Source organism: Sinobaca sp. H24, assembly GCF_023845525.1.
In genome coordinates this window covers 1-22,801 of sequence record NZ_JALBWT010000048.1, presented here as the reverse complement: position 1 = coordinate 22,801, position 22,801 = coordinate 1, and the positions used below count along the sequence as shown (strand labels likewise).

20 protein-coding genes and 3 pseudogenes are annotated in these 22,801 nt (G+C 48.3%); 22 read left to right on the top strand and 1 reads right to left on the bottom strand.

Annotated features, from left to right (window positions below; genetic code table 11):
- The first annotated feature begins 6 nt into the window (after nucleotides 1-6).
- From purB to MMY81_RS30190, 22 genes and pseudogenes are all read left to right on the top strand, one after another.
- Nucleotides 7-1,298: pseudogene (gene purB / locus MMY81_RS30295) on the top strand (adenylosuccinate lyase).
- Nucleotides 1,299-1,319: 21 nt separating this feature from the next.
- A complete protein-coding gene (purC, locus tag MMY81_RS30290; protein ID WP_252315747.1) occupies nucleotides 1,320-2,039 on the top strand; it encodes a phosphoribosylaminoimidazolesuccinocarboxamide synthase in 720 nt (239 codons plus the stop codon).
- A complete protein-coding gene (gene purS / locus MMY81_RS30285; RefSeq protein WP_120193804.1) occupies nucleotides 2,032-2,283 on the top strand; it encodes a phosphoribosylformylglycinamidine synthase subunit PurS in 252 nt (83 codons plus the stop codon). Before purC ends, purS begins: the two co-directional genes overlap by 8 nt.
- The gene (gene purQ, locus MMY81_RS30280; protein WP_252315746.1) at nucleotides 2,280-2,963 is read left to right on the top strand and encodes a phosphoribosylformylglycinamidine synthase subunit PurQ; all 684 of its coding nucleotides are present in this window, start codon (nucleotides 2,280-2,282) and stop codon (nucleotides 2,961-2,963) included. Before purS ends, purQ begins: the two co-directional genes overlap by 4 nt.
- A complete protein-coding gene (gene purL, locus MMY81_RS30275; RefSeq protein WP_252315745.1) occupies nucleotides 2,947-5,172 on the top strand; it encodes a phosphoribosylformylglycinamidine synthase subunit PurL in 2,226 nt (741 codons plus the stop codon). Before purQ ends, purL begins: the two co-directional genes overlap by 17 nt.
- Nucleotides 5,148-6,569: an amidophosphoribosyltransferase gene (purF, locus tag MMY81_RS30270; RefSeq protein WP_252315744.1), complete on the top strand. Its 1,422-nt coding sequence runs from the start codon at nucleotides 5,148-5,150 to the stop codon at nucleotides 6,567-6,569. Before purL ends, purF begins: the two co-directional genes overlap by 25 nt.
- A gap of 19 nt (nucleotides 6,570-6,588) precedes the next feature.
- Nucleotides 6,589-7,626: a phosphoribosylformylglycinamidine cyclo-ligase gene (gene purM, locus MMY81_RS30265; RefSeq protein WP_252315743.1), complete on the top strand. Its 1,038-nt coding sequence runs from the start codon at nucleotides 6,589-6,591 to the stop codon at nucleotides 7,624-7,626.
- Nucleotides 7,623-8,204 (top strand): phosphoribosylglycinamide formyltransferase, encoded by a 582-nt coding sequence (purN, locus tag MMY81_RS30260; RefSeq protein WP_252315742.1) that lies wholly within the window; start codon nucleotides 7,623-7,625, stop codon nucleotides 8,202-8,204. The genes purM and purN overlap by 4 nt, the downstream gene beginning before the upstream one ends.
- A 5-nt stretch (nucleotides 8,205-8,209) precedes the next feature.
- Nucleotides 8,210-9,748, top strand: a complete 1,539-nt coding sequence (gene purH, locus MMY81_RS30255) for a bifunctional phosphoribosylaminoimidazolecarboxamide formyltransferase/IMP cyclohydrolase (protein ID WP_252315741.1) — start codon at nucleotides 8,210-8,212, stop codon at nucleotides 9,746-9,748.
- Between the two features lie 17 nt (nucleotides 9,749-9,765).
- The gene (gene purD, locus MMY81_RS30250) at nucleotides 9,766-11,022 is read left to right on the top strand and encodes a phosphoribosylamine--glycine ligase (RefSeq protein ID WP_252315740.1); all 1,257 of its coding nucleotides are present in this window, start codon (nucleotides 9,766-9,768) and stop codon (nucleotides 11,020-11,022) included.
- 250 nt (nucleotides 11,023-11,272) lie between these two features.
- Complete coding sequence (locus tag MMY81_RS30245; RefSeq protein WP_252315739.1) at nucleotides 11,273-13,015, top strand: adenine deaminase C-terminal domain-containing protein; 1,743 nt, start codon at nucleotides 11,273-11,275, stop codon at nucleotides 13,013-13,015.
- 132 nt (nucleotides 13,016-13,147) lie between these two features.
- The gene (locus MMY81_RS30240; protein ID WP_252315738.1) at nucleotides 13,148-13,450 is read left to right on the top strand and encodes a YerC/YecD family TrpR-related protein; all 303 of its coding nucleotides are present in this window, start codon (nucleotides 13,148-13,150) and stop codon (nucleotides 13,448-13,450) included.
- Nucleotides 13,451-13,571: 121 nt separating this feature from the next.
- Nucleotides 13,572-13,922 (top strand): Na-translocating system protein MpsC family protein, encoded by a 351-nt coding sequence (locus MMY81_RS30235; protein ID WP_252315737.1) that lies wholly within the window; start codon nucleotides 13,572-13,574, stop codon nucleotides 13,920-13,922.
- Nucleotides 13,923-14,157: 235 nt separating this feature from the next.
- Nucleotides 14,158-15,503 (top strand): annotated as a pseudogene (locus MMY81_RS30230) (5'-deoxyadenosine deaminase).
- Nucleotides 15,504-15,517: 14 nt separating this feature from the next.
- Nucleotides 15,518-16,492: an XdhC family protein gene (locus MMY81_RS30225; protein ID WP_252315736.1), complete on the top strand. Its 975-nt coding sequence runs from the start codon at nucleotides 15,518-15,520 to the stop codon at nucleotides 16,490-16,492.
- The gene (locus MMY81_RS30220) at nucleotides 16,489-17,055 is read left to right on the top strand and encodes an NTP transferase domain-containing protein (RefSeq protein WP_252315735.1); all 567 of its coding nucleotides are present in this window, start codon (nucleotides 16,489-16,491) and stop codon (nucleotides 17,053-17,055) included. Before MMY81_RS30225 ends, MMY81_RS30220 begins: the two co-directional genes overlap by 4 nt.
- A 113-nt stretch (nucleotides 17,056-17,168) precedes the next feature.
- Nucleotides 17,169-17,540, top strand: coding sequence for an FAD binding domain-containing protein (locus MMY81_RS30215; protein WP_252315734.1), 372 nt, complete (start codon nucleotides 17,169-17,171; stop codon nucleotides 17,538-17,540).
- A gap of 208 nt (nucleotides 17,541-17,748) precedes the next feature.
- Nucleotides 17,749-17,949, top strand: coding sequence for a hypothetical protein (locus tag MMY81_RS30210; RefSeq protein ID WP_252315733.1), 201 nt, complete (start codon nucleotides 17,749-17,751; stop codon nucleotides 17,947-17,949).
- A pseudogene (gene pucD, locus MMY81_RS30205) lies at nucleotides 17,933-20,198 on the top strand (xanthine dehydrogenase subunit D). The gene MMY81_RS30210 and the pseudogene pucD overlap by 17 nt, the downstream one beginning before the upstream one ends.
- Nucleotides 20,182-20,697 (top strand): (2Fe-2S)-binding protein, encoded by a 516-nt coding sequence (locus tag MMY81_RS30200; RefSeq protein WP_252315732.1) that lies wholly within the window; start codon nucleotides 20,182-20,184, stop codon nucleotides 20,695-20,697. The pseudogene pucD and the gene MMY81_RS30200 overlap by 17 nt, the downstream one beginning before the upstream one ends.
- 145 nt (nucleotides 20,698-20,842) lie before the next feature.
- A complete protein-coding gene (locus MMY81_RS30195) occupies nucleotides 20,843-21,769 on the top strand; it encodes a metal ABC transporter solute-binding protein, Zn/Mn family (RefSeq protein WP_252315731.1) in 927 nt (308 codons plus the stop codon).
- A 137-nt stretch (nucleotides 21,770-21,906) separates the two neighbouring features.
- Nucleotides 21,907-22,314 (top strand): Rrf2 family transcriptional regulator, encoded by a 408-nt coding sequence (locus MMY81_RS30190; protein WP_120193787.1) that lies wholly within the window; start codon nucleotides 21,907-21,909, stop codon nucleotides 22,312-22,314.
- 157 nt (nucleotides 22,315-22,471) lie between these two features.
- Here MMY81_RS30190 and MMY81_RS30185 read toward each other — a convergent pair.
- On the bottom strand, nucleotides 22,472-22,801 hold a 330-nt coding region (locus MMY81_RS30185), incomplete at its 5' end, for a solute carrier family 23 protein (RefSeq protein ID WP_274622851.1).

The window sequence follows — 22,801 nt, the reverse complement described above, 5'->3', positions numbered from 1 at the left end:
ATCAACATGATCGAACGTTACACCCGCCCGGAAATGGGAGAAATATGGACAGAAAACAACCGCTTTAACGCCTGGCTCGAGGTGGAAATTTCTGCCTGTGAAGCATGGTCCGAGCTCGGGGACATTCCAAAGGAAGACGTGGAGAAGATCCGGGAAAAAGCAGGATTTGATGTGGCTCGCATCAATGAAATAGAGCAGGAAACGCGGCATGACGTCGTAGCTTTCACAAGAGCCGTATCAGAAACGCTTGGGGAAGAACGCAAATGGGTGCATTACGGCCTGACTTCCACAGACGTCGTGGACACAGCTCTTTCCTACCAGCTGAAACAGGCGAACGCTATCCTGCTGAAGGATCTGGAGAACTTCACTTCTATTTTGAAAGAAAAAGCAAAAGAACATAAATACACGGTAATGATGGGACGTACTCACGGCGTGCATGCAGAGCCGACTACCTTTGGCCTGAAGCTTGCCCTCTGCAGGAGATGCAGCGCAATCTGGAACGTTTCCGTGCAGCTGCAGAAACAGTACGGGTCGGCAAATTGTCCGGTGCTGTGGGAACATTCGCTAACATTCCACCGTACATCGAAGAGCATGTCTGCCGTGAGCTCGGTCTTGAAGCGGCACCTGTTTCCACCCAGACGCTGCAGCGGGACCGCCACGCCCACTATATGAGTACGATTGCCCTTATTGCCGGATCTATCGAAAAAATGGCTGTGGAAATCCGCGGCCTGCAGAAAAGTGAAACCCGTGAAGTAGAAGAGTTTTTCGCTAAAGGCCAGAAGGGATCTTCTGCCATGCCTCACAAACGCAATCCAATCGGCTCGGAAAATATGTCAGGGCTTGCCCGTGTTATCCGCGGCCACATGCTAACCGCTTACGAAAACGTGCCGCTTTGGCATGAGCGTGACATTTCCCACTCGTCGGCGGAGCGGATTATCCTTCCGGACGCAACGATTGCGCTTAATTATATGCTGAACCGCTTCGGCAATATCGTAAAGAATCTCACTGTCTTTCCTGAAAACATGAAAGCCAATATGAAAAGAACGTTCGGCCTTATTTATTCTCAGCGCGTGATGCTGACGCTGATCAACAAAGGCATGGCCCGCGAAGAAGCCTATGATCTCGTACAGCCGACGGCGATGCAGGCGTGGGAAGAGGGCGTGCAGTTCCGAACCCTGGTAGACCAGCAGCCGCGCATTACGGAAGTGCTTACTGAAAAAGAAATTGATGAATGCTTTGACTACAATCACCACATGAAACAGGTCGACACAATTTTTAAGCGTGCAGGTATTGAGTAAATAAACCGGGAGGCGTTTTGAGTGGAAAAGCAGGATCTTCTGTATGAAGGAAAAGCCAAACGGCTTTATGAAACAGATACACCGGGACTTCTCTGGGTGGAATATAAAGACGAAGCGACCGCATTTAATGGAGAAAAAAAAGATGTTTTGAAAGGAAAAGGAGAGCTTAATAATGTGATTTCTTCCCTCCTTTTTGAAAAACTAACGTCTCTTGGCATCCGCAATCACTTTGAAAAAAAGATCTCTGAAACAGAACAGCTCGTGCATAAAACAACGATTATTCCGCTTGAAGTGGTAGTCCGGAACGTAGTAGCGGGCAGCCTGAAAAAGCGCACCGGTATTCCGGAAGGTACTGAAGTAGATGTGCCGGTAGTGGAATTTTATTACAAAGACGATGAGCTTGGCGATCCGCTCATTAATGATGATCATATCCGCCTTCTTCACGCCGCAGAGCCGGCGCAGACGATCGAAATGAGAAAGCTGGCGCTCGAAGTAAACGATGCGCTGAAAAGGCATTTTGACGAATGTGAACTCATTCTTGTTGATTTTAAACTGGAATTCGGCACGACAGAAGATGGAACGATCCTGCTGTCCGACGAGATCTCCCCGGATACATGCAGGCTCTGGGACAAAACCACACGGGAAAAATTCGATAAAGACCTGTTCCGCTACGGGCTTGGTTCACTTCAGGATGGCTACACGGAGATTTTAAAAAGACTGGGAGGCACTATTCATGGTTAAAGTACAAATTTACGTAACGTTGAAGGCCGGCGTATTGGATCCGCAGGGAAGCGCCATTAATAACGCGCTTCATACGATGGGATACAACGAAGTAAGCGAAGTGCAGACGGGCAAATTTATCGAGCTTCATATGGAAAAAACAGACGATGTGCAGGAGAAAGTCGAAGAGATGTGCCATAAGCTGTTAACGAATCCGGTTATTGAAGACTATACGTACAATATGGAGGAGGTCGTTTCCTCATGAAGTTTGCCGTAATCGTATTTCCAGGCTCCAACTGTGACGACGATATGTTCTACGCCATCAAGGACGGCCTTGGAGAAGATGTGGAAAAAGTATGGTATACCGAAAAAAGTGTTGAAGCCTATGATGCGATTTTAATTCCCGGCGGATTTTCCTATGGGGACTATCTCCGCTCCGGTGCGATTGCCCGTTTTGCTCCGGTAATGGAGAGCGTAATTGAAGAAGCGTCAAAAGGAAAGCCGGTGCTTGGCATCTGCAATGGTTTTCAGGTTCTGCTCGAAGCCGGGCTGCTGCCGGGGGCGATGCAGCGGAATAAATCGCTGAAGTTTATCTGCCGCCAGACAACGCTTCAGGTGAAAAATAATGCAACAGCCTTTTCCGAAAAATACGAACAGGACGAGGAAATTACGATTCCTGTTGCACATGGAGAAGGCAATTATTTCTGCGACGAAACCACCCTGCAGGAGCTGCAGGACAATAACCAGATTGTATTCACCTATAAAGACGATATTAACGGTTCCGTCGGCGATATTGCCGGCATTGTAAATAAAGAAGGCAATGTGCTCGGCATGATGCCGCACCCGGAACGTGCTACTCTTGACCTGCTTGGCAGCGCTGACGGCCTGCCGCTGTTTCAATCTATTCTCAATCATTGGAGGAAATCCCATGTCGTTACTACTTGAACCATCCCCAGAGCAAATTAAGAAAGAGCATATTTACAAAGAAATGGGCCTTAAAGAGCAGGAATTTGCGATGGTGGAAAAAATTCTCGGACGTCTGCCGAATTATACAGAAACGGGGCTTTTTTCCGTTATGTGGTCCGAACACTGCAGCTATAAGCACTCCAAAGTCGTGCTGAAAAAGTTTCCGGTTACCGGAGAAAAAGTCCTGCAGGGACCCGGGGAAGGCGCAGGCATCATCGATATTGGCGATGAGCAGGCGGTAGTATTTAAAATAGAGAGCCACAATCATCCTTCCGCCATTGAGCCTTATCAGGGAGCGGCCACGGGAGTCGGTGGTATTCTCCGCGACGTGTTCTCGATGGGTGCCCGGCCGATTGCGATGTTAAACTCCCTCCGCTTCGGAGAGCTGGAAAAACCGCGCGTCCGCTATCTGCTCGAAGAAGTCGTCGCAGGCATTGCAGGCTACGGCAACTGCGTCGGCGTACCGACGGTAGGAGGCGAAATTCAGTTTGATCCCTGCTACGAAGGCAATCCGCTCGTTAATGCTATGTGCGTAGGATTGATTGACCATAAAGATATCCAGAAAGGCCAGGCTAAAGGGGTGGGAAACACAGTCCTTTATGTCGGAGCTGATACCGGCCGCGACGGCATACACGGCGCCACGTTCGCTTCGGAAGAACTGAGCGAGGAGTCGGAGAGCAAACGCCCCGCGGTTCAGGTAGGAGATCCATTTAAAGAAAAGCTGCTGCTCGAAGCGTGCCTTGAGCTCGTGAAATCAGATGCACTCGTTGGGATACAGGATATGGGGGCAGCCGGACTGACGTCTTCTTCTGCTGAAATGGCAAGTAAGGCAGGTTCAGGTATTGAAATGAACCTTGATCTGGTACCGCAGCGTGAAAAAGGCATGACACCTTACGAAATGATGCTTTCCGAATCACAGGAGCGCATGCTTCTCGTTGTAGAAAAAGGACGCGAGCAGGAGATTATTGATATTTGTGATAAATGGGGACTTCTTTCCGCCAACGTCGGAGAAGTTATTGAAGAGCAGGTGCTCCGCCTGATTCATAACGGTGAAGTAGTCGCAGATGTTCCCGTAGACTCGCTTGCAGAAGATGCGCCGGTCTACCACCCGGCTTCCTCAGAACCCGCTTACTACCGGGAAAACCAGGAAATTAAATGGCTGCCGGATGTAGAAGACGTACAGGAAACCCTGCTCCGTTTATTAAAGCAGCCGACCATCGCGAGCAAAGAATGGATTTATGATCAATATGATTACATGGTGCAGACAAACACAGTCGTGCAGCCGGGATCAGATGCAGCCGTTATTAAAGTTAGAGACAAAAACAAAGCGCTCGCGATGACGACCGACTGCAACTCGCGCTATATTTATCTCGATCCGGAAACGGGTGGACGCATTGCAGTGGCAGAAGCAGCCCGTAATATCGTCTGTTCAGGCGCCCAGCCTTTAGGCATCACGGACTGCCTTAACTACGGAAGCCCGGAAAACCCGGAAATTTTCTGGCAGATTGAGAAATCAGCGGACGGCATAAGCGAAGCCTGCACCGAGCTTTCTACACCGGTTATCGGAGGAAATGTTTCTTTATATAATGAAACAAATCAGGGAGCCGTATACCCAACGCCGGTTATCGGCATGGTAGGGCTGATCGAAGATTTAAAGCATATTACGACCCAGACATTTAAGAAGGCAGGCGACGCCGTGTACGTGATCGGCGAAGCGGCACCGGAATTCGGAGGCAGCGAGCTTCAGAAAATGGAACAGGGCTTTATTTCCGGACGGGCGCCTAAACTGGATCTGAATGTTGAGAAAAAACGTCAGCAGCAGCTTCTGGAAGCTATTAAAACAGGTATTATTTCTTCCGCCCACGATATTTCAGAAGGTGGACTCGGCGTAGCGATTACAGAAAGCTTAATAGGTACGTCGCTTGGAGCCGACGTGACGCTTTCCGAGCACCCGGTAAAGGAATTGTTTTCTGAAACCCAGTCCCGTTTTGTTATCAGCGTACCCGCCGATCAGACAAAAATGATCGAAGACATGATCGAAGATGCTCATTTCATTGGCAAAGTGACGGACAACAGCCAGCTTCATATTGCATCAGCAGCAGGAGAAACGGTGGTACAGGCTTCTTTAAAGACACTAGAGGAGACCTGGAAAGGAGCAATTCCATGTTTGGTGAAATCAAAGGCTTAAATGAAGAATGCGGAGTTTTCGCGATCTGGGGACATAAGGATGCATCACAGGTAACGTATTACGGCCTGCACAGCCTCCAGCACAGAGGACAGGAAGGTGCCGGTATTGTTGTAAGCGACGGGGATAAACTGAGTACGCACAAAGGACTCGGTCTTGTTACGAAAGCATTTAAAGAAGGCGAACTGGAAAAGCTTCAGGGACATGCGGCCATAGGGCATGTTCGCTATGCTACATCCGGCGGAGGCGGGCTCTTAAACGTACAGCCGCTTTTATTCCAGTCACAGACGAGCGGTCTGGCGCTGGCTCATAACGGAAACATTGTAAATGCAAATGGAGTGAAAAGTGACCTGGAACGGGAAGGCAGTATTTTTCAATCCACTTCCGATACAGAAGTAATAGCCCACCTGATTAAACGCAGTCCTCATCCAACGCTCGAAGAACAGTTTAAAGATGCACTTTCCACTATAAAAGGAGCTTACGCGCTGGCCGTTCTGACTGAAGATAAGCTGATGGTGGCTATGGATCCAAACGGACTTCGTCCGCTTTCTATCGGACGAATGGGAGACGCATATGTTGTAGCATCGGAAACGTGCGCATTTGATGCTGTAGGAGCTGTCCATGAGCGTGAAGTACAGCCCGGGGAAATTGTTATTATCGATAAAGACGGCATGCGCTCGCAGCTGTTTTCAAAACCGGCAGACAGACAGATCTGCAGCATGGAGTACGTTTATTTTGCAAGACCGGATTCGGATGTGGACCAGATTAATGTGCATACCGCCCGGAAAAGCCTCGGCAAGCAGATGGCTAAAGAAACGCCGGTGGAAGCGGATGTTGTTACAGGCGTTCCAGACTCTTCTATCTCTGCGGCTATCGGTTTTGCAGAGCAGAGCGGGATTCCCTACGAGCTCGGCCTTATTAAAAACCGCTATGTCGGCCGGACCTTTATTCAGCCGACCCAGGAGCTGCGGGAGCAGGGCGTAAAGATGAAGCTGTCGCCGGTCCGCGGCGTAGTCGCCGGCAAGCGTGTCGTCATGGTAGATGATTCGATCGTCCGCGGCACAACAAGCCGCCGGATCGTCCAGCTTTTAAAAGATGCAGGCGCGCTTGAAGTACACGTACGGATCACGTCACCACCGATCACGCATCCCTGCTTTTATGGCATCGATACGTCAACGAAGGCGGAGCTGATTGCTTCTACTCATACAACCGAAGAAATGCGCGAAAAAATGGGAGCTGATTCCCTGGCCTTTATTTCCATCGACGGCATGCTCGAAGGCATCGGCAGAAGCAGCCAGGACAAGAACTGCGGCCAGTGTCTCGCCTGCTTTACAGGGAATTATCCGACGGAAATTTACGAAGACACCGTTCATCCCCATGATAAAGTGATGAACAGCTAGAATAGAAAGGGGTTTGACGATGTCTGATGCATATAAACAAGCCGGTGTTGATGTAGAGGCCGGCTATGAAGCAGTAAAACGGATGAAAAAGCATACAAGCCGCACGATGCGGCCGGAAGTGATGGGAGGTCTGGGAGGATTTGGCGCGATGTTTGATCTTTCCGCCCTTCCGTACAAAGAACCTGTGCTTATTTCGGGAACGGACGGCGTCGGCACAAAGCTGATGGTTGCTTTTCAAATGGATAAACACGATACGATCGGCCAGGACGCTGTCGCCATGTGTGTAAATGACATTGCCGTCCAGGGAGCAGAACCTCTTTATTTTCTCGATTACCTGGCATGCGGGAAAGCCGTCCCGGAAAAAATCGAAGCGATTGTAAAGGGAGTGGCCGACGGCTGTGAGCAGTCGGGCTGCGCCCTGATCGGCGGAGAAACGGCGGAAATGCCGGGCATGTATGACGTGGATGAGTATGACCTTGCTGGATTTGCGGTCGGCGCAGCGGAAAAGAAAAATGTCGTTACCGGCGAAAATATCCGTGAAGGAGACGTACTGATCGGGCTCGTTTCCTCCGGCATTCACAGCAATGGGCTTTCCCTTGCGAGAAGTGTTCTGTTTGATAAAGGGAATATGGATATGCAGGAAATTTACTCTCCGCTCGATAAGAAGCTTGGACTGGAGCTGTTAACCCCGACAAGAATATATGTGAAAGCCGTACGCGACTTAATGAATGCCGTAACCGTACAGGGAATGGCACACATTACAGGCGGCGGGTTTTACGAAAATATTCCACGGATGCTTCCGGAAGGTCTTGGTGCTTCCATTCAGACTTCCGCCTGGACGACACCAGACATTTTTTCCTTGATTCAGTCTGCCGGCAGCCTGTCGGATAAAGATATGTACGGCACGTTTAATATGGGAATCGGCCTGATCGCAGCGGTCCGCCCCGAAGACGCTGATAAGGCACTTCAGGCGCTTCATGCAGAGCAGGAACCGGCAGTGCGGATCGGAACCGTGACAGCTGGAGAAACGATTGAACTGGACGGAACGATTTCATGAAAAAAATAGCAGTATTTGCTTCAGGCAGCGGCTCGAATTTTGAAGCCATTGTCCGGGCAGAGCAGGAGGGGAGGCTGGATGCAGCAGTCTCCCTGCTTGTATGCGATAAACCGCAGGCAGCTGTTGTACGAAAAGCAGAAGCACTGAATATTCCCGTCTTTTCCTTTCTGCCAAAACAATACGATTCCAAACAGGCGTTTGAAAAAGAGATCGTACAGGAATTGGAACAGCATAGTATCTCTTTTGTGTTTCTGGCAGGATATATGCGTTTGATCGGACCGGTTCTTCTTCAGGCATTTGAGAGCCGCATTATTAATATTCATCCGTCGCTGCTGCCTGCTTTTCCCGGCAAAGACGCGATCGGACAGGCCTGGGAAGCAGGCGTGAAAATCACTGGTGTGACGATTCACTATGTGGATGAAGGCATGGACACCGGCCGCATTATTGCGCAGGAAGCGGTAAATATCCGCCGCACGGATTCCAAAGAGACATTAACAAACGCCATTCAGGCGATCGAGCATAGATTGTATCCGGAAGTTATTGATGAAATCGCTGGAAAATTGGAAAGGAGCTTTTAACAGGCATGTATACAAAAAGAGCACTAATCAGCGTATCAAACAAAGAGGGCATTGTTCCATTTGCAAAGAAACTGGAAAGCCTCGGCATTGAAATTATTTCTACAGGAGGTACAAGCCGCGTCCTGAAAGAAGGCGGCGTGAAGGTGATAGGTATATCAGATGTTACCGGATTTCCGGAAATTCTTGACGGCCGTGTAAAAACTCTTCATCCCAATATTCATAGCGGTCTTCTTGCGATGCGGTCGGAAGAAAGCCACATGAAACAGCTCGAAGAGCACAATATTGCCCCGATTGACTATGTGATCGTCAATCTATATCCGTTCAAAGAGACGATTGAACGTCCGGAGACAACGTTTGAAGAAGCGATCGAAAATATTGATATCGGCGGACCAACCATGCTTCGCGCTGCTTCTAAAAACTATCAGGACGTAGCTGTTGTAACGGATCCAACTGATTACGAAGAGCTTGTGCATGAACTCGAGAAGCATGGAGAAATCAGTGTGGAGCGCAGAAAAATGCTAGCAGCAAAAGTATTCCGCCATACCGCGGCTTATGACGCCATGATTGCCAATTACTTAACAGACCAGACAGGAGAACTTTATCCGGAAACATACACGGTGACATACGAGAAAAAGCAGGATCTTCGTTACGGTGAAAACCCTCATCAGAAAGCAGCTTTCTATCGGGAGCCGATCGGGCCGATAAGCTCCATTGCCAATGCCCTTCAGCTCCATGGAAAAGAGCTTTCCTATAACAATATTAATGATGCCCAGGCGGCGCTTGAAATGGTAAAAGAATTTAATCAGCCGGCTGCGGTAGCTGTGAAGCATATGAATCCGTGCGGCGTCGGCGTTGCCGGCACGATTGCCGAAGCGTACCAGAAAGCATATGAAGCAGATCCAGTGTCTATTTTCGGCGGGATTGTAGCGTTAAACGAAGAAGTCGATAAGGAAACCGCGGATCAGTTGAAGAATATTTTCCTCGAAATCGTTATTGCTCCCCATTTTTCAAAGGAAGCGCTGGAAATTTTGTCCGCTAAAAAGAATATCCGCCTGCTAAGTGTTTCTATGGATGAAGCCCCAATGGATCGTTCGGTTATGACTTCTATTTACGGCGGAACGCTCGTCCAGGAACAGGATGACAAAGGGTTTCTGGATGCAGATGTACGCGTTGTAACAAAAAGAGAACCCTCCGAGCAGGAATGGCAGGATCTTAAGCTGGCCTGGAAAATCGTAAAGCACGTGAAATCAAATGCGATCGTGCTGGCTAAAGGCGACAAAACTATTGGAATTGGTGCCGGACAGATGAACCGCGTTGGCTCTGCGGCAATTGCTGTAGAACAGGCAGGCGAAGAAGCCGTTGGTTCTGCAATGGGCTCTGATGCCTTTTTCCCTATGAAAGATACGGTGGAAGCAGCAGGAGCTGCAGGCGTAACGGCTATTATTCAGCCGGGCGGTTCTATCCGCGACGAAGAATCCATTTCCATGGCTGACGAGCTGGGAATTACGATGGTATTTACCGGCATACGCCATTTTAAACACTAAAAAGGAGCGATCCACTTATGAATGTACTTGTTATCGGCGGAGGCGGCCGGGAGCATGCTCTAGCGTGGGCGTTCTCAAAAAGCAGAAAAACCAATAAAGTGTTCGCGGCTCCTGGCAATCCTGGTATGAAAGAAGCCGCAGAATGCATAAAAATCAGCGAGTCAGATCATGACGGCCTGGTTTCCTTTGCAAAACAGGAAGAGATCGGACTGACCGTGATTGGTCCGGAAGTACCGCTGCTTGAAGGGCTGGCGGACCGTTTTCATAAAGAGGGGCTTACCGTATTCGGACCTTCCCGGGCTGCCGCTGAAATTGAAGGCAGTAAATCGTTTGCTAAAGATATTATGGAACGCTACAATATTCCGACTGGTTTTTATGAAGTGTTTTCTGATTATGAAAAGGCGTACGCTTACGTGCAGAAAATTGGTGCACCCATTGTGATCAAGGCGGACGGTCTGGCTGCCGGCAAGGGAGTTACCGTTGCCTTAACGGAAGAGGAAGCCGCAGAAGCACTCCGCGACATTCTCGTAGATAGTAAATTCGGCGGTGCCGGCGCGGAAGTCGTCATTGAAGAGTATTTGAGCGGAGAAGAACTGTCACTGATGGCTTTTGTCCATGGGGAAACGGTTATCCCTATGGTGGGGGCGCAGGATCATAAGCGCGCCTATGATCAGGATCAGGGACCGAATACAGGCGGAATGGGTGCCTACAGCCCCGTGCCGCAGTTTAAGGAAAAGCAGGTTCAGGAAGCAGTGGAGCAGGTGCTCGAACCTGCTGCCAAAGCGCTTGTAAAGGAAGGACGCTCGTTTACCGGTATTTTGTATGCCGGCCTGATGATGACAAACGACGGAGCTAAAGTCATCGAGTTTAATGCTCGTTTTGGCGATCCGGAAGCGCAGGTTGTCCTGCCGCGCCTTGAGTCCGATCTGGTGGAAGTGATCATGGAGCTGCTCGCCGGGAGAAAGCCTGTTCTTTCCTGGTCGGATGATGCGGTTCTCGGGGTAGTGGCCGCTTCCAAAGGCTATCCGGGATCCTATGCAAAGCACCAGCCGATAGCCTCGGTGCCTGATTCCGATATGCTCTTTTTTGCAGGAGTTGAAGAGGAAGAAGGTCAGTACAAAACGGCAGGCGGCCGCGTGCTGTTAATTGCAGAAAAAGCCTCCACGCTTGAAGAAGCACAGACGAATGTCTACGCGAAGCTTGAAAATCTTGATACGACTAATTTGTTTTACCGTACAGACATCGGCCATAAAGCCATATCGGCTGCCACCTGATGCATCTCAGCCCTCTGCCGGCCAGGCGGAGGGCTGTTTTATTGCCGGCAGTGAAATTACAATGGGAGATTTCCTCTCAATGAAACGAAGCAGCCCCTCTATTTTTGATACAGTGATATGGGTGGACTGCCCGGTTTAACAAGGCAGAGTTCCCACAGTTGTCACTTCCTTTCGTGGAGTACAGAGGCAAAGTGTGATACGATGGGAGTAAACAACCAACCAATAAAAATACAGCAAAGCAGGTGAAAACATGGCATCCCGGTTATTTAGATGGAACAAACAAACGCTGCGAAACCAACTTTCCGTTATTAGAGGACAACGCTCACCTGACATTGTATTAAAAAATGCGACGTATTTGAGCAGTGCACGGAAAAAATGGCTGGAAGGCCATATATGGATAGCGGATGATCGAATTATATACGTAGGAGACAGTCTTCCTGATAATACAGATCAGGCAGAGGTAGTGGACTGTACAGGCCAGTATCTTGTGCCCGGTTATATAGAGCCCCATGTGCATCCGTTTCAGCTTTACAACCCTCATACATTTGCAGCTTATGCATCTCAGCGGGGAACAACGACACTGGTAAATGACAATATGTTTTTCTTTCTGCATGTTGAAAAAAAGAAAGCGCTTACTTTGATTGAAGAACTGGATAACCTTCCGACTTCCATGTATTGGTGGGCACGGTATGACGCTCAGACGGAAATGGAGGAAGAGGATTCTATTTTTTCTCCTTCCAAAATGATGGCATGGGTGGAGCATCCTTTGGTCGTCCAGGGCGGCGAGCTTACGGCATGGCCAAGAGTCATGACCGGAGACGATACAATTCTCCACTGGATGCAGCAGACAAAAGAAATAAACAAACCTATAGAAGGCCACCTGCCGGGCGCTTCTGAAAAAACGATCGTACAAATGGCTCTGCTCGGCGTGTCGGGCGATCACGAGGCGATGACGGCTGAAGAAGCGTTAATGAGGCTCGATGCAGGAATGACTACATCGCTGCGCTACTCTTCCATCCGACCGGATCTGCCGAAAATGCTGGAAGGCCTGCTTGAAGCAGGTATTACTGATTTCAGCCGGTTCACCATGAACACAGACGGCTCCACACCCGCTTTTTATAAAGACGGGGTGATGGATCAGACTATTGAAATAGCGCTGGAAAAAGGAGTGCCGGAAATAGAAGCATATGAAATGGCCTCCTATAATGCCGCGAAGCATCTTGGTATTGATGACTACGTTGGAATGATTGCGCCCGGACGTATTGCCCATATTAACTTTCTGAAAGACCCCTCCACGCCAAAGCCGGAAGCAGTCATGGCCAAAGGGAAATGGGTATACCGAGAGGAAAAGAACCTCTATCCGCAGAAGCATTTTTCCTGGAGTGAATACGGCGTACACCCGTTAATGCTTGATTGGAATCTTTCCGACGAAGATCTGCATTTTTCCATGCCGATGGGAATTGAGCTGGTGAATTCGGTGATTTTAAAGCCATATCAGATAGGCGTGGATGCGACTAACGAAGAGCTTGATCCTGATCACGATGAGTGCTTTTTTACGATGCTGGACCGGCATGGGAAATGGCGGATTAATACCGTTATAAAAGGATTTGCCGAGAATCTGGGCGGCCTTGCCACGACATTTTCCAACACCGGCGACATTATTTTAATCGGTAAACGTAAAAAAGATATGCTCCGTGCCTTTGAAGAGCTTAAGCAGAATGACGGCGGCATCTTTCTTGTAGAAAACAATGAAGTGATTGAAGGACTTCCGCTGAAGCTGTTCGGCGCAATGTCGCTGGCACCGATGGAAGAAGTTATTGCCAAGCATGAGAGCATCGATGAGAAGCTGCGGGAGCGGGGATACAAGCACGCTGACCCTATTTACAGCATGCTTTTCTTTTCCTCTACCCATCTGCCTTACATCCGGGTAACCCAAAAGGGAATTTTTGACGTTCATAAGAAAACGGTACTCTTTCCTTCTATTATGCGTTAAACTGTAAAAGTACAGGATAGAATGTTAACCTAACAAAATAAGTCAGCTATTTTCCTATTCATCAGCATATAAGAAGCGGCTTTTACAGCAGGAATGAAAGTTGGACATTCGTTTTAAAGTGAGGTGTAAAGAATGCAGATTGATAAACTTCGTGGAAAAGAATTAGATCAGCTGTTTCAGGCTATATTGTCTTTGAAGGATCTCGAGGAATGCTATGCATTTTTTGATGATCTGTGTACGATAAACGAAATTCAATCTTTAGCGCAGCGCCTGGAAGTAGCCAGAATGCTGCAGAGCGGAAATACGTATCACAAGATTGAAACGGAAACCGGAGCCAGTACGGCTACCATATCCCGCGTGAAGCGTTGTTTGAACTATGGAAATGACAGCTATCAAATGACGCTCGACCGCATTAAAGAAACCCAGGAAAAATAAAGAAACCGCTCCCGGCTCAGGCAGGGGGCGGTTTTTGTATGATAAAAAAGCTGTTAGAGTATATACATAAACAGCCCGGAAGTCTGAAGGACTGTATTACAGTAAAACGAGGAGGTACCGCATGAACATATATAACAACATGGATGAAAAAACACTGCGGAAAGAAGTGGCGCAGATTTACAACAAAGTAAACCAGGAAATGTATAAGGTCGGGGTCAGAAAGCTGAAGATTGAAGTGCTGCAGGATAAAATTCTTGTGTTTGGAGAGCATCAGCGTGTGCCGGCGCTGGAAGCCATTCACGAAAAGTATCCAGAACTCACATTAACGGTGGATACGACCTTGATTAAAGAATTTAAAGAGCGTTTAAAAGAGGAATTGGAAAAGCAGCTTTCTATAAACGTGAAAACAATTCTAAAAGACTTTGATCCCGTCACAGAAGAAGCCGCGGCGATTATCTATGTTACTACATAAAATATGTAAGGAGATCTAACAAATAACAAGACAAGCTGCCATTTTTTTCATACGATGACATTAATCAACGTAAAGGAAACAGCCTGTTCATCCGGGCTGCCTCTTTTAATCGAAAAAATCGGGAGCTGTCTCTCTGCTGAGCGGAGAAGAATGGAAGCCGGAGAAGCACATAGTCGAAGGACTGTGTATTTCTCCGGCTTTTTTATCCCAAATACACAGTAAAGAAGGGATTTTTATGAAAGACATACTAATAAAAAACGCTGAGATTATCACGATGAATGATGAAATGGAGATTGTATACGGAGATATACTCATACAGGATGGCTGCATCGCAGCACTAGGAAAAGATATCCAGGCTTCGGATCCCGGTCAGACAAGAATTATCGATGGTACTGGTAAAACGGTGCTGCCGGGTTTATCCAAACGCATATTCATCTATGCCAGACGATTTTTCGGGGCCAGGCCGACGATATGGAATTGATGGACTGGCTGAAGAAAAAGCTGTGGCCGCTTGAAGCCGCCCACGACGAAGAATCCCTTTATTATTCAGCCATGCTTGGAATCGGAGAATGCATCAGCGGCGGAACCACCACGATTGTTGATATGGAAACCGTTCATCATACTGAATCGGCGTTTCAGGCAATAGCTGAAAGTGGAATCCGCGCTCTTTCCGGAAAAGTTATGATGGATGTTGGAGAAGGTGTGCCCCCGCAGCTGCTCGAAAATACGAGAAGTTCCATCAAGCAGAGTGTAGATCTTCTGGAACGGTGGCACGGCTACGACAACGGCAGAATCCAGTATGCCTTCAGTCCGCGCTTTGTTGTATCCTGCACAGAAGAACTGCTGACGGAAGTCCGTGATTTATCTGCTTATTATAATGTATATGTTCACACCCATGCTTCGGAAAATAAAGGCGAAATTGAGCTGGTTGAATCGCAGCGCGGCATGCCGAATGTAGAATACCTTGACCACATTGGGCTTGCGAACGAACGCCTTATTCTGGCGCACTGTGTCTGGCTCAATGAAAAAGAAAAACAGATTATTAAAGAAAAGCAGGTAAAAATGGTGCACTGTCCAGGCTCTAACTTAAAGCTTGCCTCCGGTATAGCCGATACGTACAGCCTCGATGCCGACGGCTGTGATATCAGCATTGGAGCAGACGGGGCAGCGTGTAACAATAATTTGAATATGTTTCACGAAATGAAACTGGCTGCGCTGCTGCCAAAGCCGACTCACGGTCCGACTGCCATGCCTGCGGCAAAGGTACTCCGCATGGCTACCCGCGGCGGGGCGAAAGCGATAGGAATGGATCATGAACTGGGAAGTATTGAAATCGGCAAAAAAGCAGACTTATTTTTAATGGATCTGCGTGATTTTCACAGCTATCCATCTGAAACGGTCGATCCTTATTCCCGCGTTGTTTACTCCGCCCAGGCACAGGACGTGGAAACCACAATTATTGATGGAAAGATTGTTATGGAAAACAAAAAGCATCTAACCGTAAACAAATCAGCAGTGCTTACCCAATCAAATATCTCCATTAAGCGCATGCTCGACTCCATCCAGAAAACAGTAAAGTAGAAAGGAGATCCCGTATGGAAAACCTGCACAACATTATTCAGGCCCTGCGCCGTATGAACCGCAGCGAACCAGCTATGCTGGCTACTATTATTCACGTGGAAGGCTCTGCCTATAGAAAAGAAGGCACTACCATGCTTGTTGATAAAAATGGCAGTATGACTGGAGTATTGAGCGGCGGGTGTCTGGAGCAGGATGTTGCCGCGAGAACGGAGGAGGTCTGGAAATACGGAGCCCGGACGGTGGAGTATGATATGCGCGGATACGATCCGCTTTCCTGGGGACAAGGGTCCGGCTGTAATGGAAGTGTACTTGTTCACATGGAGCCGCTGAGAACTGAAGAGGTCGACCGGCTGTTTACGATTGAAGCTCTTCTGCAGGAAGGAAAAGAAGCGGCTGTACTTCGCGTGGAGAAGGGGACACAGCTGGAAACGTTTCTGGTGCCGGCAGGAGAAATTCCCGTCGGGCAGAAAATGGGCCGATTTATTGCTCCTTCCGGAGAAGTAATGTATGCGCAGCTAATCAAACCGAAACGGCGGCTCGTTATATTCGGAGCCGGAACAGACGTAGAACCGCTTGTGCATATGGCGTCAATGAGCGGTTTTTCCGTAACTCTTGCAGACTGGCGGGAAGAAAGGTGCCAAACGCATATTTATCCATCAGCAGATGCCGTCCACTGTGGATTTCCTGAAAAACTGGCTGAACAGGTGCCTGTTTCTGCTTCCGATTTTGTACTGTTAATGACCCATCATTTTCAGTACGACAAAGAACTGCTGGAGAGCCTGATTCCCAGGCGTCCGGCATATCTTGGTATCCTTGGCTCCAAGGCAAGGGCGGAAAAGCTGCTTGAGGGACAGGAACTTCCGGAATGGGTGACGTCTCCCATCGGCCTTTCTATCAAAGCCGAAGGGCCTGAGGAAATTGCCGTTAGTATTTTAGCAGAAATCATTCATTTGTCGAAACACGTTGCCATCAAAGAGGCGGCAGGATGAAAAAAATAGTCGGCATTTACCTGGCGGCGGGACAGAGCACACGCATGCAGGAAAGTAAGCTTCATCTGCCGGCAGGCGATTTTACGCTTGGGAGTACTGCCTTAAAGCAGGCACTTATATCCAGACTGGATGCCACGTTTATTATTACCCGTCCCGGCGCAGATACCGAATGGATCGATTCCGGATTTTATCACAGCGGTTTGAGAAACAAATGGAAAACGGTGGAGGCGGAGCGGGCTTTGGAAGGACAGGCTTATTCCCTGCGGCGCGGTATAGAGGAAGCAGAAGCTGTCGGGGCGGAAGCAGTCATCGTTATGCTGGCCGACCAGCCATTGATTACTGCAGACATCATCAATCAATTAATTAGTACGTGTGAAGAAGCGTCACATGACTATGCAGCAGTAAAAGGAGAAGGTTTCCTGCAGCCGCCGCTTCTGCTGCAAAAGCAGCTATTTCCCCGTTTGAAACAGCTTAAAGGAGACAAAGGCGCGCGCTCCCTTCTCCGCGGTGATGATTCTCTTCAGGAAGCTTTATTTCCTGGTGGAGTGATGAGTTTTCTATGACATAGACACAAAGGAAGATTACCAATGGCTGCTGCAAACAGTGTCATTTTAATACCTAATACAATAGAAGAAGCCTGGCAGATGAAGAAAAAATACGGCAAGAGATCCGCTTTATGATGGGAGGCACCACTTTTCAGCTCCAGCGGGAAAAAGGTGTGCCGCTGCCGCCCTACATGATTATGCTTAAGGCTCTGGATCTGAAAACACTGCAAAGACAAGTGCTCGATGGAAAAGATGTTCTCTCCATTGGAGCGGATGTGCCTCTTCGTTATTGCATGAATCATCCTATTCTAAAGGCATACGCTTCCATGTTATGCAGAGCAGCCGGAGCTGTCGGCTCGCCTGCTGTCAGAAATCAGGGAACGATTGGAGGAAACATCGGCTATCGCAAAGGCGATGCGGCGGCGTCCCTGCTTGCATTAAATGCCGAAGTCCATTTCATAGATGAAAAAGGAGAGCAGGTGGCCCCCTGGACCAATATTTAAGCCTGATGCAGGAAAAAGCCACACTGCTTCTGGCTGTGAAGATTCCCCTGCCGGCACCGGCGCTTGATTTTTTGAAAGGTAGGCAGCCGGGAAACTTTCAGTCCTTCCATTTTAACGGTAGCCGCATCTGCAGACTGGACCCCTGCAGGACGGCTCAAGCATGTACGAATCGCTGTAGGCGGAGGAGATCAGGCGCCGCAGCGGATGCATGCAGAGAATCCTGTCTGGAAATCAGGCACTGACAAATGCCGCTGTCACGACAGCCTGCGACACTATTTTGGAGGATTATGCCCCGGAATCTGATGTATTTGCAGGCGCAGAGTATCGAAAAATGGCGGCCGGCATGATTTTGGAATCGGCGCTGGAGACATGGAAAAAGGAGGAGGTAAGCAATGCCCCTGAAAAATGATGGGAAAATCCGCCCGGATGGAATAGAGAAAGTAACGGGATCGCTTAAATATTTAACAGACCGTCGTATGGAAGGAATGCTTTATGGAAGGGTTCTGCGGAGCCATTATCCCCATGCTTTGATCAAAAGCATTCACACAAAAGATGCTGAAGAACTTCCCGGCGTAAAGGCGGTCATTACAGCGGCAGATGTTCCCGGTTTAAACGGGTTCGGCATTGTAACGCCGAATCAGCCCGTCTTCTGCGAAGAGAAAGTACGATACATGGGAGATGCCGTTGCAGCAGTCGCAGCTGTTTCCAAAGAAGCTGCAGAAGAAGCTTTGGATAAAATTATTGTAGAGTATGAAGAGCTTCCGATTCTGGATACGATGGAAAAAAGCCTGGCGAAAGAAGCAGCGGAGCTTCATAAAGGGGAAATATTCTTCATCAGGCTGAGCAGAAACGCGGCAGTGCAGAAGAAGCTTTTGCGTCCTGCGATGTGGTGGTGGAGGAAACCTATGAAACGCCCCGGCAGATGCACACTTATATGGAAACAGAAGGCGGGGTGGTGGTGCCGGAAAAAAACGGAGGCATTACCGTCTACATGGGCACTCAGCACGGCCTGAAAGACCGGTTTCAGCTCTCCAGAATTCTACAGTTGGAAGAAGAGAATATCCGTGTAGTATCAAGTCCAATGGGAGGCTCGTTCGGTGGAAAAGATGAGCTTAACGTTCAGCCTTATGCAGCGCTGCTTGCGTTAAAAACAGGAAAACCGGTTCATATTCATAACAGCCGTAAAGAATCCGTTCGTGCCGGTATTAAACGCCATGCAATGAAAATTAAAATGAAAACCGGGGCGGACAAAGAAGGAAAGCTGCTCGCCCACCAGACCTATATTGAAGCTGATACGGGAGCCTATGCCACGCTGGGACCGGCTATTCTGGAGTTTGCCGTAGAGCATGCCTCCGGTCCTTATGACATTGAAAATGTGCATACAAAAGGCTTATCCATTTACACAAATAACGGTGTAGCCGGCGAATTCCGCGGCTTTGGCGGCAACCAGATCACATTTGCACTCGAAGGCCAGATCAGCCGGCTTGCTGCAGCTTTAAATATGGATCTGCATGATTTCAGGCAGCCAATATGAGAAAAAATGAGTCACCGGGGCCGCTCGGGCACCGTATTGCGCCGACTAATGGCGGACTGCTTGTCCTGGAAGCAGCTGAACGGATAAGAAAAGAAAAGGAAGCAGAGCTGAAAGAAAAGCAGCCCCCCGGCAAATATATTAAGCGCGGGATCGGTACGGCTGTAACAATGCACGGCGGCGGGCTTGGATACGGAAGGCTGGATCCTTCCGGAGGCATGATCCGCCTGAACCAGGAAGGGAAAATAGAAGGCGTATTTGGATTTGAGGAGTGCGGGCAGGGTATCGTAGCAGTTATTGAAAATACTCTCGTTCAGGCTTTCGAATGCCGGAGGGAAGATGTTTGTTTTCTTATTGGAGATACCGAAAAAGTCCCGGTATCAGGGTCAACTACAGCCTCGCGCGGAACCAGCATGGTCTATCATGCCGTCCAGCGCCTGAAGCCATTATTTCAACAGCAGCTGTTTGAACGGGCTGCCGCACTTCTGGACAAAAGTCCGGCGGATTTTTATACAGGAAAAGGCGGTCTTTATAAGTTTGAAACGAGGGAACAGGCCATAACCTACCGCGAGCTCGCTGAAGCATTTCCGGAGAAAACGCTGGAAGTCCAGACTACCTTTGATTTTCCGGTTACACCTGATGAAATTGATTCCGGTCATTTCTTATATACATTTGGATCCGTTGTGGTGGAAATAGAAATTGACATGCGTCTTGGCGTCGTCAAAGTGATAGACCTGCAGCATGCTGTAGCGGCAGGGCCCGTAGTAAATCCTAAAGGATACAGAGGCCAGGTGGAAGGCGGCGGCGTGATGTCGATCGGCTACAGCTTAATGGAAAATGCCGCGATGACGAATGGGCAGTATGATACAGATAACCTGGATACGTATATGATTCCAAGTATTCAGGATGCTCCGGCCGAAATGAAAGTGGAAGCAATTGAAGACTTGTATGAAAATGACCAGTACGGACCGCGGGGAGTAGGTGAAATCGGAACGGTGGCTGTGGCTCCTGCGATTGCTGAAGCTGTTTTTCAGGCCCTCGGTACACATATTACGAGCATTCCGGTTTCCAAGGAAAAGCTGATGAAGCTCGGCCGAAAGGAGAATAAATATGAAGCCAGGGTATAACAGCACGGTGAAACAGGACGTTCACTTTCAGGTGAATAACCAACAGGTGAGCTACAGTGGGAATCCGTCAGCAAGAATGGCGGACGTGCTTAGAGAGGATCTGCAGCAGACGGGGACCAAGATTTCCTGCGGGGTGGGACGCTGCGGAGCCTGTTCAATTCTGGTAGACGGTGAGCTGATGAATGCCTGTCTGCTGATGCCCTGCCAGGTAGAAGGAAGCAGTATAACGACCATTGAAGGAATCGGATCAAAAGAAGCGATGGATCCCATTCAGGAAGCGTTTTTGACAGAGGGCGGATTTCAGTGCGGATACTGTACGCCCGGCATGATTGTAGCGGCTAAAGCTCTTTTAGATCAAAACAGTGATCCGTCTGTTACAGACATTCAGGAAGCTCTGGCGGGGAACCTCTGCCGCTGTACAGGGTATGCCAGTATTATCAGGACGGTTCAAAAGGCTGCCGAAGTCCTGAATGTTCAAGCAGCGAATGAAAAGTCCTGAACAGGGCTTTTTTTATTTGGGGCAGATAATTGACGAAAAATAAAAAATAGTCTATTCTTTCCTTAAGGAAACATTTTAGACTTTAGCTAAATTATATTTTTTTACTATAAGATTTGCCTATAGGCAAAACATAGGAGGAAGCAAGTTGAAAAAAGCCGGAATCGGAATTTGTATTGCTGCTTTGACGGGGATATTGACGGCCTGTGGCACGGAAGAGAATACTTCTGTAAGCGAAGAGGAACCACTGCGGATTCTTGCAACTACCTCTCAGGTCGGGGACATGGTTAACGACATCGGCGGCGAATATGTAGAAGTGGAAACATTAATGGGACCGGGAGTGGATCCCCACCTGTATCAACCGACCCAGGAAGACATAGGCAAACTGGCGAATGCCGATATTATTTTTTACAATGGATTGAATCTGGAAGGGAACATGCAGGAAGTGTTTGATAATGTAGGAAGTGAAACAACCGCTGTGCCCGTAGCGGAGAATATTCCAGAAGATATGCTCCAGACCGAAGCGGACAGCGATTCAACGGATCCGCACGTCTGGTTTGATCCGGACATGTGGAGCTACACGGCGGACGCTGTAACAGAAGAACTGTCTTCGCTGAATGCAGAGAACAGTGAATATTATGAGCAGCAGGGAGAGGCATATAAGAGCATGCTGACAGAGCTTGATACTTATGCGGAAGAAGAGCTGGGCAGGATCCCGGACGAAAGCAGGGTTCTCGTTACAGCTCATGACGCCTTCGGATATTTCGGCGGCGCCTATGATTTGGAAGTAGAAGGACTGCAGGGGCTGAGTACGGATTCCGAGTACAGCGTGCGGGATGTAGATAACATTGTGAATCTGCTTGTAGAGCGGGAGATAGGTGCTGTATTTGTAGAATCCAGCGTATCCGGACGCTCTATTAATGCCATTATAGAAGGAGCCGCCCGGCAGGATCATGAAGTGGAGGTCGGAGGCGAATTGTATTCGGATGCGATGGGAGACGCAGGAACAGAAGAAGGAACCTACGAAGGAATGTTCCGTCATAATATAGATACGATCGCTGGTTCGCTTCAGTAGAAGGATTCTTTTTGGCTCCTGTAAAGAACTTGTGCACATACATTTTAACAGCAGGCCATCGATATCAATTGACAGAAAAATTCATAAAAGATAAAATAAGTCTATGATATCTTTATTATTAAAAGTAGGTGAAGTAGTTGAAGTTTTCTAAAGGAACCAATTATGCACTGCACACTATGCTCCATCTGGCTGTGACTTCTGAAGTGGACAAGCCTGTAGGAGTCCAGCAGCTGGCGGAACAACAATCGGTATCTCCAACGTATTTATCGAAAATATTGACGAAGTTAGTAAAAGAAAGGCTCGTGGTTTCTGCATCGGGCGCTCATGGCGGTTACTCGTTACCGCGTGAATGGGAATCTATTTCTTTTCTCGATATCATTCATGCAATTGAAGGAAAATCTTCGCTGTTTGACTGCCACTTCAATCACGGAGAAGGATGTGCCATTGAACAGGTAATGTCCACAGCAGAATTGAAAATGGAAGATGAACTAAGACAGACAACAATAGCAGATTTAATAAAGAATAAAGAGGCTGTTCCTAAATAATACAGTCTTTATTTTTTAGGTTCATCATATATATAAGACGTATATCTGGAGGTGAATTCGGCAAAGTGCTGATTCATCTCTAGTGTATACAATGACAGAAGGAAACAAACAGGCTGCTGAGAAGGAACATTCTCAACAGCCTGTTTGTTTACATATATTATTCGCTTAAAAAGAAAAAGTAGGCGAGGAAAACGAAAAGCAGCACATACATTACTGGATGTATTTCTTTGCGGCGGCCGCTTAAAAGCATGGTAATGGGATAAAAGATAAAGCCAAATGCAATACCGGTAGCGATGCTGTATGTCAGGGGCATCGCAACAATAGTCAGAAAAGCCGGAACGGCAATTTCGAGCTTGTCCCATTCAATAAAGCGGAGGGAGGAAGCCATAAGCACTCCTACCATAATTAATGCCGCAGCTGTTACCTCTTCTGTTACGACTGCGAGAAGGGGGGAGAAAAACAGGGCTGCTAAAAAGCATCCCGCCGT

Coding starts and splice junctions, on each gene's coding strand:
- purF (WP_252315744.1), top strand. CDS start 5,148: ATGTTTGGTGAAATCAAAGGCTTAAATGAAGAATGCGGAGTTTTCGCG.
- purM (WP_252315743.1), top strand. CDS start 6,589: ATGTCTGATGCATATAAACAAGCCGGTGTTGATGTAGAGGCCGGCTAT.
- MMY81_RS30245 (WP_252315739.1), top strand. CDS start 11,273: ATGGCATCCCGGTTATTTAGATGGAACAAACAAACGCTGCGAAACCAA.
- MMY81_RS30215 (WP_252315734.1), top strand. CDS start 17,169: ATGATGGGAGGCACCACTTTTCAGCTCCAGCGGGAAAAAGGTGTGCCG.
- purS (WP_120193804.1), top strand. CDS start 2,032: ATGGTTAAAGTACAAATTTACGTAACGTTGAAGGCCGGCGTATTGGAT.
- MMY81_RS30235 (WP_252315737.1), top strand. CDS start 13,572: ATGAACATATATAACAACATGGATGAAAAAACACTGCGGAAAGAAGTG.
- MMY81_RS30210 (WP_252315733.1), top strand. CDS start 17,749: ATGCAGAGAATCCTGTCTGGAAATCAGGCACTGACAAATGCCGCTGTC.
- MMY81_RS30225 (WP_252315736.1), top strand. CDS start 15,518: ATGGAAAACCTGCACAACATTATTCAGGCCCTGCGCCGTATGAACCGC.
- purD (WP_252315740.1), top strand. CDS start 9,766: ATGAATGTACTTGTTATCGGCGGAGGCGGCCGGGAGCATGCTCTAGCG.
- purL (WP_252315745.1), top strand. CDS start 2,947: ATGTCGTTACTACTTGAACCATCCCCAGAGCAAATTAAGAAAGAGCAT.
- MMY81_RS30220 (WP_252315735.1), top strand. CDS start 16,489: ATGAAAAAAATAGTCGGCATTTACCTGGCGGCGGGACAGAGCACACGC.
- purH (WP_252315741.1), top strand. CDS start 8,210: ATGTATACAAAAAGAGCACTAATCAGCGTATCAAACAAAGAGGGCATT.
- purN (WP_252315742.1), top strand. CDS start 7,623: ATGAAAAAAATAGCAGTATTTGCTTCAGGCAGCGGCTCGAATTTTGAA.
- MMY81_RS30240 (WP_252315738.1), top strand. CDS start 13,148: ATGCAGATTGATAAACTTCGTGGAAAAGAATTAGATCAGCTGTTTCAG.
- purQ (WP_252315746.1), top strand. CDS start 2,280: ATGAAGTTTGCCGTAATCGTATTTCCAGGCTCCAACTGTGACGACGAT.
- MMY81_RS30200 (WP_252315732.1), top strand. CDS start 20,182: ATGAAGCCAGGGTATAACAGCACGGTGAAACAGGACGTTCACTTTCAG.